The following is a 9,054-nucleotide window of genomic DNA, read 5'->3' on the forward strand; positions in this document are numbered from 1 at the left end:
GAGGGATTACTCTTGACAACTATTTTAAAAAGTATTGGCCAAATTGCAGTACCCGTAAAAGATATCAATCGTGCAGTGTCATTTTATCAAGATGTACTTGGGTTAACACTCTTATTCAATACCGAAACGATGGCTTTTATTGATTGTAACGGTGTGAGACTGCTCCTTAGTCTGCCCGAAACGGAACAATTCACAAACGCAAGTTCCGTCCTTTATTTCCAAGTAGACGACATTCATGCGAGCTACAAAGAACTTAGTGAAAAAGGCGTTCCTTTCACTGATAAACCACATTTTATCGCAAAAATGGGCACTATGGAGACCTGGATGGTATTTTTCAACGATACTGAAGGTAATACACATGGACTGATGAGTGAGTTTGAGGTGTGATTTTTCTTTTGAACTTGGACGAAAGTAGATTTAAATAATGCGCTGGTGTGTTCATTATCAGGAGATTTGTGATTCGGAGTGTGGATTTTAGACCGCTTGGCGCTCTGGGGATGCCTCTGGCCACGAGCCTAGATTAACGCTTCGCATCTAGTCTCACGGCTTCGGCTACCCCTTTGCCGCGCTTGCGCTGGAGTTTTCCATTGTTGAGAGAGATTTTGAGATGAATGGACTGAGATTATAATGTGATTACTATTTGATACTAATTTCATTGAAGAAAAACGCACTATAGATTGCAAGTCTAATTCCCAATAACGAAATTTGCTTTCTAAAAGAGACCATCCAGCGAAGGCGCGTCTACGTGGTAGCCGGAGCGATAAGACTGATGGAGGGATGTAGTTCAATCCCTCCTTGCTCTTCTTTCCGGTTTATCGGAGGGCACTGAAAAAGTTCTTTTTTATAGTTAGAACTAGTTGATTGTAGTGAAGAGCGGCGACTCCAGCGGGAAAAGCGCGAGCTGAAAGCCCCGCAGGAACGTAGTGACGAGGAGATTGAAGCCGTGCCCGCGGAAAGCGTCCGCTCGGAACGGAAATCAACAGGATTGGAGGAAATCGGACTTTTTCAGTGCCCTCGCTTATCGCGGGAGGCATCCACAAAGCGGCAAAGCGGTATTAACAGGATCTCTGATTCTATCCAGTTAATTTACCTTTTCCTCCTACCCAAGAAAACAAAAATAGTGATTGTAGCAAGCCCTACAATCCCCAAAAATTGATACATAATAATAGCATCCCCACCCAGGTTGTACTCATCGACAATATGCCCTTCAGCAACTAGAAGCATTGCTGGAATGTACGTACAAACTAGTAAAATACTCACAACAGAGAAGAGATTTAGCAACCTTCCCTTCTGAAATATAACGACAAGCAACACAATAAATAGAATTAATATAAAAGCAGTAAATACAGGCCTAAAGAAAACAAATTCCGGAAATTGATACTCCACTACAATCTTCCCCCTTTTCACGAGATATGGATAATCGCTACCAATAAGACAGTTGCAACAATTATAATATTTCGTTAATTTCGATTAATATATTTCCAAAGTTAGTCATACAAGACCTCCTCAAATTATTTTCCGTACAAAAATAGTACCGCCAATGACAGTACTACTTTGCAAATCAATATGAAATCCCAACACGAAATCCGCTGTTTTCATTCTCCAGTAGTTCATTGTAGGCAAAAGCAGCCGCGTCACCAACCGAAATCTTTTTACCCTCCAACGGCAACAAATCGCGCTCAGTTCTGTAATTTCCCGCCTCGGCACCATCCGGCAAATAAGTAGGGCAAACAATCGTCCACGTTAGCCCAGACTGCCGAAGCATGTCATATACTTTATGATGCTCTTGAGCAGCGAAAGTCAGTTTTCGATTCGAATCTCCCGCTTCATAGCGTAACTTTTCAGGATTGTCTCTGCTTTGTAAGATACCCGCCGTCCCGATTGTGACAATTCGACTGACGCCATTCTCTTCCATCGCTTTAATCATATGTGGAACCGCCTCAGTCAACGTTGTCGTTCTATCCGTACCTAGAGAACTAAATACCACGTCGACGCCTGTAACGGCACGCGACACTGCTTCAGCATCACAGACATCCCCTTGAATGACCGTTAACTGGTCTGACGATGCCAATTTCTCTGGCGAACGAACAAGTGCCACTACATCATGACCATCCGCAAGAGCGCGTTTTAGTACATCTCCGCCTATACGCCCTGTGGCACCAAATAGTGCTATTTTCATCACAACCACCTCATTAACATTTTGTTAGATAGTTTTTTTATTACTATAAAGAATACTCATTCCTTCATCATTTCACCTTCAGTATACCAGAATCTTGTATACGGTTATATTTCAGACTATAGAACTTGGAAACATTTCACGTTCTTCAAATACTTCTCTTATAACTCCCCACTGTTTGATTACTCACTCATTCACTTGTTCACGTGTTCACTTGTTACATGGCCAGTCTACCGCGCTCTAAAAACAAAAAGAGGATTACCCCTAATTGGGTAACCCTCTTTTTGTTTCATTAAACTAGCTCTTCAACTAGCTCAAGCATTGTGCCGTTCTTCGCAAAATTCGTATGCCAAGAGAATGCCTTTTCAAGAATATGTGGCGTTTGTCCGCCTCTTTCAAGCGCTTCACTATAATACGCACGTAGCTGTTCACGATACAGTGGATGTACGCAATTTTCGATAATGAGTCCGACACGTTCCCTCGGTGCAAGACCGCGTAAATCGGCATATCCTTGTTCAGTCACAATAATATCAACATCGTGTTCAGTATGATCCACGTGCGATACAAACGGAACGATACTTGATATCTTGCCGCCTTTTGCCACCGATTTCGTAACAAAAATAGCAAGGCGTGCATTGCGGGCAAAATCACCTGATCCACCGATGCCGTTCATCATCCTTGTCCCCGAAACATGCGTTGAATTGACGTTCCCGTATATATCCAATTCAAGTGCAGTATTAATAGAGATCAAGCCGAGACGGCGGATAATTTCTGGGTGATTGGAGATTTCCTGTGGACGCATGATCAATTTATCCCGATACTGTTCGAAGTTACTATAGACATGCTTCATCTTTTCTTCAGACAATGTAATCGAGGCGCAAGAAGCAAAACGTACTTTTCCCGCATCAATTAATTCGAAGACTGCGTCCTGCAACACTTCTGAATACACCACTAAGTCCTTAAATTCAGAGTTAATCATGCCGTGCAGAACCGCATTTGCCACCGATCCAATTCCTGATTGTAAAGGCGCAAGACGTTCTGTCAGACGGCCTGCTTGAACTTCACTGCGCAAGAATGTCAGTAAATGCTCCGCCATAATTTCCGTTTCATCATCAGGTGCATCGATTGTTGAAGGAAAGTCCAGCTGATGCGTGAATACGATGCCTTTTACTTTACTCATGTCAATTGGGATACCCATTGTACCGATACGGTCATCGACTTTCGTTAACTGAATTGGAGCCCTTTCGTCCTGCATACCGGGGTCGTATAAATCATGTAACCCTTCTAACTGTAAAGAGTGCGCCGTATTAATCTCGATAATGATTGATTTTGCATGGTTTGCAAACGATAAAGAGTTTCCAACAGATGTCGTTGGGATAATCATTCCGTCCTCCGTTATTGAAACCGCTTCCAAAATCGCAAAGTCAATTGGCCCTATTATTTCTGAGCGAACGAGTTCCGCTGTATGTGATAGATGATGATCTACGAACAAATGCTCACCATCATTAATCTTTTTTCTCATTACAGGGTCTGCCTGGAATGGTCCACGTTTATTGACGATACCTGATTCCGCAAGCAATTTATCAATATCCGAACCCAAAGAAGCTCCTGTATATATATTAACTTTAAATTGTTCTGTTTCTGCACGCTTGATCAATGCCAACGGAACTGCTTTGGCGTCACCCGCACGTGTAAAACCACTCAATCCGAGGGTCATACCATCTTCAATCCAAGATGCTGCTTCTTCTGGTGAGACAACAACGTCCCTCAATTGAACATTCCTAATTCGATCCATCTGACTGCCCATCTTCAACTGCCCCTTTTCATAACCTTTTGTTAATTCTAGCTTACACGCCAACACGAGCGAGCATTTATGGTTTGGAAAGAGAATAATTGGTTAAGGCATTCAAATATTCGACTGAAACAGCATCAATCAAACATGCCACGGCGTGTTTGCGTCAAGATACTGAATTGACCTTCATTCTTCCTTGTTAAAACCCTAATAGTTTGCGGAAGTAACTGGAATAGGTTTGACTGACTGGAATCTTGGTGCCGTTATCCATTTCTAATACAAAAGTTGAGTGCATGTCAGGGTAAATCCCTCTAATATGATGGACATTGACGATAAATGAGCGATGACAGCGTACAAAGGAATCACGCGGCAATAAATATTCAAATTCTTGCAATGTATTTTTATGAGTGCCTAAAAAACCTTCTGCCACTACATACGTTTTTCGATCTTTCACTTCAACGTATTTCACATCTGTAAAAGGCACAGGAATCCATCCATCATGCGTTTTCACCGTAACCACAGATTTCCCGTCCGTGTAAGCCGGATAAATTGCGGTCACACACCCTTCGAGCACCTCACCATTATAAAACGGGACAGCCATCCCATGATAAGGAACGCCGAACACATCACGGTTGATAAACTCAGATACTTTCTGTTTTAGAGAGATTGCCTTATATGCAATCGTTCCTTCTTTCAATAGATCACCCGGTCTAATTTTTAAATCCACTCGTTTGCTGGGCAGATAGTACAGGTACTTTTCCGTGTTCGACACCGCAATCGAGATTTCATCAGAAAATAATTCACCAATAACATCTAGTAGTCCACCAAGACTTAACTTCTCCATTTCCATAGCTCCCTTTATTCACATATAACGATTCCTTCCTTTTATTATACCGGATTTGTCTAGTAAAGTAGGTTGATACCGCTTTTGTGGTCAATGTATATCATGCCCTATAGGTTTTGCTGTATAATTAATTGTACAACTTTATATATCTCTATTATAATGAAATTTATCATAAACTAAAAATTGTGATAATAGAAAAACCTAAAGAATGAGGGGATTAAACATGCACGTTAGAGACTTACTGATGGAGAGACTTGGAGTATCTACGGTGAATATCAATCAAACTGTGGGGGAAGCACTGGATGCGATTAACGCAAGCGGCTACAGATGCATCCCTGTTGTCGACCAGGATGACAACTATAAAGGTATGATTTATAAGGTACACTTGATTGAATATCTATATGAAGAAAATGGTGATAAAAGCGAAAAGATTAATCACTTGCTGAAGCACCAAGATACATTCATAACTGAACGCTCTTCCTTCTTAAACGCACTCATTCAAATTAAAGCATTGCCTTTTCTAAGTGTTGTTGAACACGGGAAACTTGTCGGTATTTTAACGCATAATAAAGTGGAAAGTGTCCTCGGTGATGCTTTCGGTTTAAAAACAGGGGGGATCAATCTTACAATTTCTTCGACAGAAGCGAAGGGTATGATTGAAAAACTCACGAAAACACTACGTGGTGAACTGATTGAAGGCATGTTTACACTAGATAACGGCTCTGTCCTTGCTAGACGAGTTGTCATTACGATTGAAAATGGCAAAACGGATGCTGAAATCGAAAAGTTAAAAGGAAAGCTTGAAAAAGAAGGCTTCCGAATTCTACAAGTCGATAAAATTGAAAAAGCCAACTAAGTACACTATTTTAAAACGACGTTCACATTCTATAAAGTGAACGTCGTTTTTCATTTATTTTATACGGCTTTTAAATCCGGTTCTGGAACACGTGATAGAATTGCCAAACCAATGATGAACAGAATAACAAGACTGAACACTCCGTATGCAGAACTTCCAGTTAGCTGCGCAGTCACCCCTACAAGTAAAGGCCCCATAACTGATGCAAACTTGCCGAAAATATTATAGAAGCCGAAAAACTCGTTGGATTTTTCTTTCGGAACAAGCCTTGCAAAGTACGAACGACTTAGCGCTTGAATACCGCCCTGTGAAGTCGCAACGAGCATTGCCAATATCCAGAAATCCATCGTTGTTTTCATGAAAAACGCATAAATACATACGATGATATAAACACAGATTCCTACGTATAACATCTTTTTTCCGGTGAATTTCTGTGCCAGTTTTCCGTAGAGAATTGCAAACGGCGCCGCAACGACTTGTGTGACAAACAGGATAATAAGCAGATTCGTCGCACTAATTCCCAAATCACTTCCGTACGCCGTCGACATCGCAATAATCGTCCCAACCCCATCTATATAGAAGAAATAAGCCAACAAAAATAAAAAAACGGTTCGGTATTTGCGTATTTCTTTGAATGTGCCACCAAGACGCCTAAAACCGCTCGCCACTAGATTTGGTTCACGTTTAATGCCGTGAATTTGATGGACATTTTTAACCATAGGAATCGTGAATACAGCCCACCAAATTGCCGTAATAACGAAAGCAATTCGACTTGCCGTGCCTGTTGCCAGCGGGATTAGCTCTTGTTGAGCCAGAATTATAATTGCAATACTAAGTATGAACGGAATCGTGCTCCCAATATACCCGAGTCCAAAACCACGTGAAGATACTTTGTTCATTCGTTCTTCCGGCGTAACGTCTACTAAAAATGCATCGTAAAATATATTCGACCCGTGAAAACCGACGGCGGTGATGGTGTAAATAATTAATAACCATAGCCAGTTATCGCCCGGAACGAACGCCAATGAAGCCGTTGCTACCGTCCCCATCATGAAAAAGAACAAGAAGAATTTTTTCTTTAAACCTTCATAATCGGCAATCGTTCCTAACAGCGGACCAATCATTGCCAGTATGAATGTGGCAATGGCGACCGTATACCCCAAATATGCGGTAGAGTTTGACATACTTACGCCAGCATCCGTAGCAACCGCCTTATAATAAAGCGGAAACACCGCAGTCGTAATAATAATTGAATATGCCGAGTTCGCCCAATCATAGAAAATCCAGCTATTCTCCTGTTTGCTGTACTTCTTCATGCCATCATCCCCCTTCGCTCCTTACGTACAGTGTACAATAAGAAAGGTTGAAAAATAATGATTAATCTAAATTTTACAATTGGGGTAAACCTACTATTCTGCAATGAATACGTATGTCGACATCGGCTGAACTGCAGTACTCTTTCGTGCTTCTTCTAACAAAATTACTTCAGATTGAATGAGCGACTTTAGTTTGTCAGGCAAATCAACAAGGGTATTAATTTCCTCTTTAAAATCATTTACCGTCATAGCGATTTCCCATTCCGCATCTTGCAGCTGAGGTGAATGAATGGATTGTTCATTTGTAACGGTCCAGCCCACGTTTTCTACAATCCGTTTAACATCCGTCGGCGTAAACAGTGTACGTATATTCGAAAGACTGCTTTCTTTGAAACATTCATACTGGGATTGAATAAGCACGGCTAAGAAATGCGGGTATTGTTCAATCAATTGAATCCTTGAATCCCATTCAGCAAAACAAAGCATCTTGCCCCATTTTCTAGCCCTCTTCAAATGTCTTCTAATTCCTCAATTGATTTTAAGTACCAGGAACAATGGGAGAAAACAATATAGTCAAAATTATTTTCAGGAAAATCATTCTCCATTGATAAAACATCAACGTTAAATTCCATTTTAAGCTGTTTCCCTAACTTCGACTGCTGTAAATAACGGGCGGAATCGCCTAGCGTTATCGGGGCACCGTAATCTGGAGACGCAATATCTACCCCATGGACAAATCCTTCTAGCCCGACAACGTACGCCAACGCAGCCGTAGTATCGCCTTGCCCACAACCAATTTCTAAAACGCTACTTCCCTCTTTGATTCCCCAGAACTCAACAAGCTTAAGGCGATGCTCCGTTTGAATTCGCTGGATTTCCTTCATATCCACATTGGACGCCATACAGTCAACAATGGTAGTAATCGCGTGGTCTTTCATACGCACACCTCTTTTTTTGTAAACAGTTTTGTAAACTAAGTATACTTATTTCCATACACCTAATATAAAGCCCATTATTGTAAATGTGACAACATGGTATCCTGCATTAATTAAAAACAATTTCATTGACTTTCTTTCAAATAAATATGTGATTCCCATTGCAGTTGCAACCCAGAATAGTCCGATTATAAACCCTGTAAAGCCTCCAACTAACGCGTCTCTATCAGGCCCTAAAAACAACGCCAACATAAACGAAATGATTAAAGATAAAATAAATGAACCTCCAAAAATCTTTGCCATATTACTATTTTTCAACATTTCTTCATTAAAATCATTTTCAACCATCCAAGCTTTTGTAAACAAAACAGAATACCAAAGACCCCCTATGATGAAAGCAGATAATGCTGCTACTAACACTGAAAAATAATTAATTGAATCTAATGATTGCTGAAAATCCATGTGTTTCACTCACTTTCAAATTTTTGTTTTTAATTGTGATACCAAGTAAGTTATTATGCCCGCCTATTCTGTATTTGTATTCTATTAAACGATACAAATGTCCTTTGTTTTCAAGTAGATCATTTAACCGTACGTAAACTATAGGGCTTGAATACCAACACTTTAACTGGACTATTTCCGGCTCGCTTTCGGCGAATTAATCACGACACTTATACCGAGGGGCAAGTATTGCTAGAAGTGACTCCGTCACTTCTAGCAATACCCTTTTCGGATATCCTGTTGTGATTAATCGCCTGTTGCGTTCCTACAATAACCAAGTGAAAAATGCAGTCGCTTTGAAAGAAAAGAATAAATGACTTTCTACAAAGATTGTAAGTGCCCGAAGATGCAATTTCGGGCACATAAGCACGTCGTACATTGTATTCGTTACTATACTCTAGAAAAATTAACACTTCCTTAAAATAAAAGTAGAGACACTATAGAGAAGCTATCTATTCCTTGGTCCTGAAAAGCTTCGTCACTACTTGTAACTGTGTCCTTGGAGAGCGACGGATGAACAAACACCATACGATTACCGAAATCGAGTAGGAGGGAGTGATTAACTCCCGACCTCTCACACCACCGTACGTACCGTTCGGTATACGGCGGTTCAATTAAGATTGATGACGCAAAG

General features: G+C 40.8%; 9 protein-coding genes and 1 pseudogene. 2 read left to right on the top strand and 8 right to left on the bottom strand.

Annotated features, from left to right (window positions below; genetic code table 11):
- The first annotated feature begins 12 nt into the window (after positions 1–12).
- On the top strand, positions 13–387 hold the full coding sequence (locus AC1TO4_RS08230; RefSeq protein WP_482104916.1) for a VOC family protein: 375 nt from the start codon (positions 13–15) through the stop codon (positions 385–387).
- A 699-nt stretch (positions 388–1,086) separates the two neighbouring features.
- Here AC1TO4_RS08230 and AC1TO4_RS08235 read toward each other — a convergent pair.
- The 4 genes from AC1TO4_RS08235 to AC1TO4_RS08250 form a co-directional block, all read right to left on the bottom strand.
- Complete coding sequence (locus AC1TO4_RS08235) at positions 1,087–1,386, bottom strand: hypothetical protein (RefSeq protein ID WP_482104917.1); 300 nt, start codon at positions 1,384–1,386, stop codon at positions 1,087–1,089.
- Positions 1,387–1,561: 175 nt separating this feature from the next.
- Positions 1,562–2,179, bottom strand: coding sequence for an NAD(P)-dependent oxidoreductase (locus tag AC1TO4_RS08240; RefSeq protein ID WP_482104918.1), 618 nt, complete (start codon positions 2,177–2,179; stop codon positions 1,562–1,564).
- A 289-nt stretch (positions 2,180–2,468) separates the two neighbouring features.
- On the bottom strand, positions 2,469–3,983 hold the full coding sequence (locus tag AC1TO4_RS08245) for an acetyl-CoA hydrolase/transferase family protein (RefSeq protein WP_482104919.1): 1,515 nt from the start codon (positions 3,981–3,983) through the stop codon (positions 2,469–2,471).
- A 184-nt stretch (positions 3,984–4,167) separates the two neighbouring features.
- Positions 4,168–4,812 (bottom strand): LytTR family DNA-binding domain-containing protein, encoded by a 645-nt coding sequence (locus AC1TO4_RS08250; RefSeq protein WP_482104920.1) that lies wholly within the window; start codon positions 4,810–4,812, stop codon positions 4,168–4,170.
- Between the two features lie 223 nt (positions 4,813–5,035).
- Between AC1TO4_RS08250 and AC1TO4_RS08255 the strand changes: the two genes are divergently transcribed.
- A complete protein-coding gene (locus AC1TO4_RS08255) occupies positions 5,036–5,668 on the top strand; it encodes a CBS domain-containing protein (RefSeq protein WP_482104921.1) in 633 nt (210 codons plus the stop codon).
- 59 nt (positions 5,669–5,727) lie between these two features.
- Here the strand turns inward: AC1TO4_RS08255 and AC1TO4_RS08260 are convergent, their stop codons facing one another.
- The 4 genes and pseudogenes from AC1TO4_RS08260 to AC1TO4_RS08275 all read right to left on the bottom strand — a co-directional run.
- Positions 5,728–6,984 (bottom strand): MFS transporter, encoded by a 1,257-nt coding sequence (locus AC1TO4_RS08260; RefSeq protein ID WP_482102652.1) that lies wholly within the window; start codon positions 6,982–6,984, stop codon positions 5,728–5,730.
- A gap of 93 nt (positions 6,985–7,077) precedes the next feature.
- Positions 7,078–7,922: pseudogene (locus AC1TO4_RS08265) on the bottom strand (class I SAM-dependent methyltransferase).
- 45 nt (positions 7,923–7,967) lie between these two features.
- On the bottom strand, positions 7,968–8,381 hold the full coding sequence (locus tag AC1TO4_RS08270; protein ID WP_482104922.1) for a DUF1761 domain-containing protein: 414 nt from the start codon (positions 8,379–8,381) through the stop codon (positions 7,968–7,970).
- A 456-nt stretch (positions 8,382–8,837) separates the two neighbouring features.
- The coding region (locus AC1TO4_RS08275) for a hypothetical protein (protein ID WP_482104923.1) at positions 8,838–9,054 on the bottom strand (217 nt) is incomplete at its 5' end.

Source organism: Sporosarcina sp. Y838 (assembly GCF_056786515.1).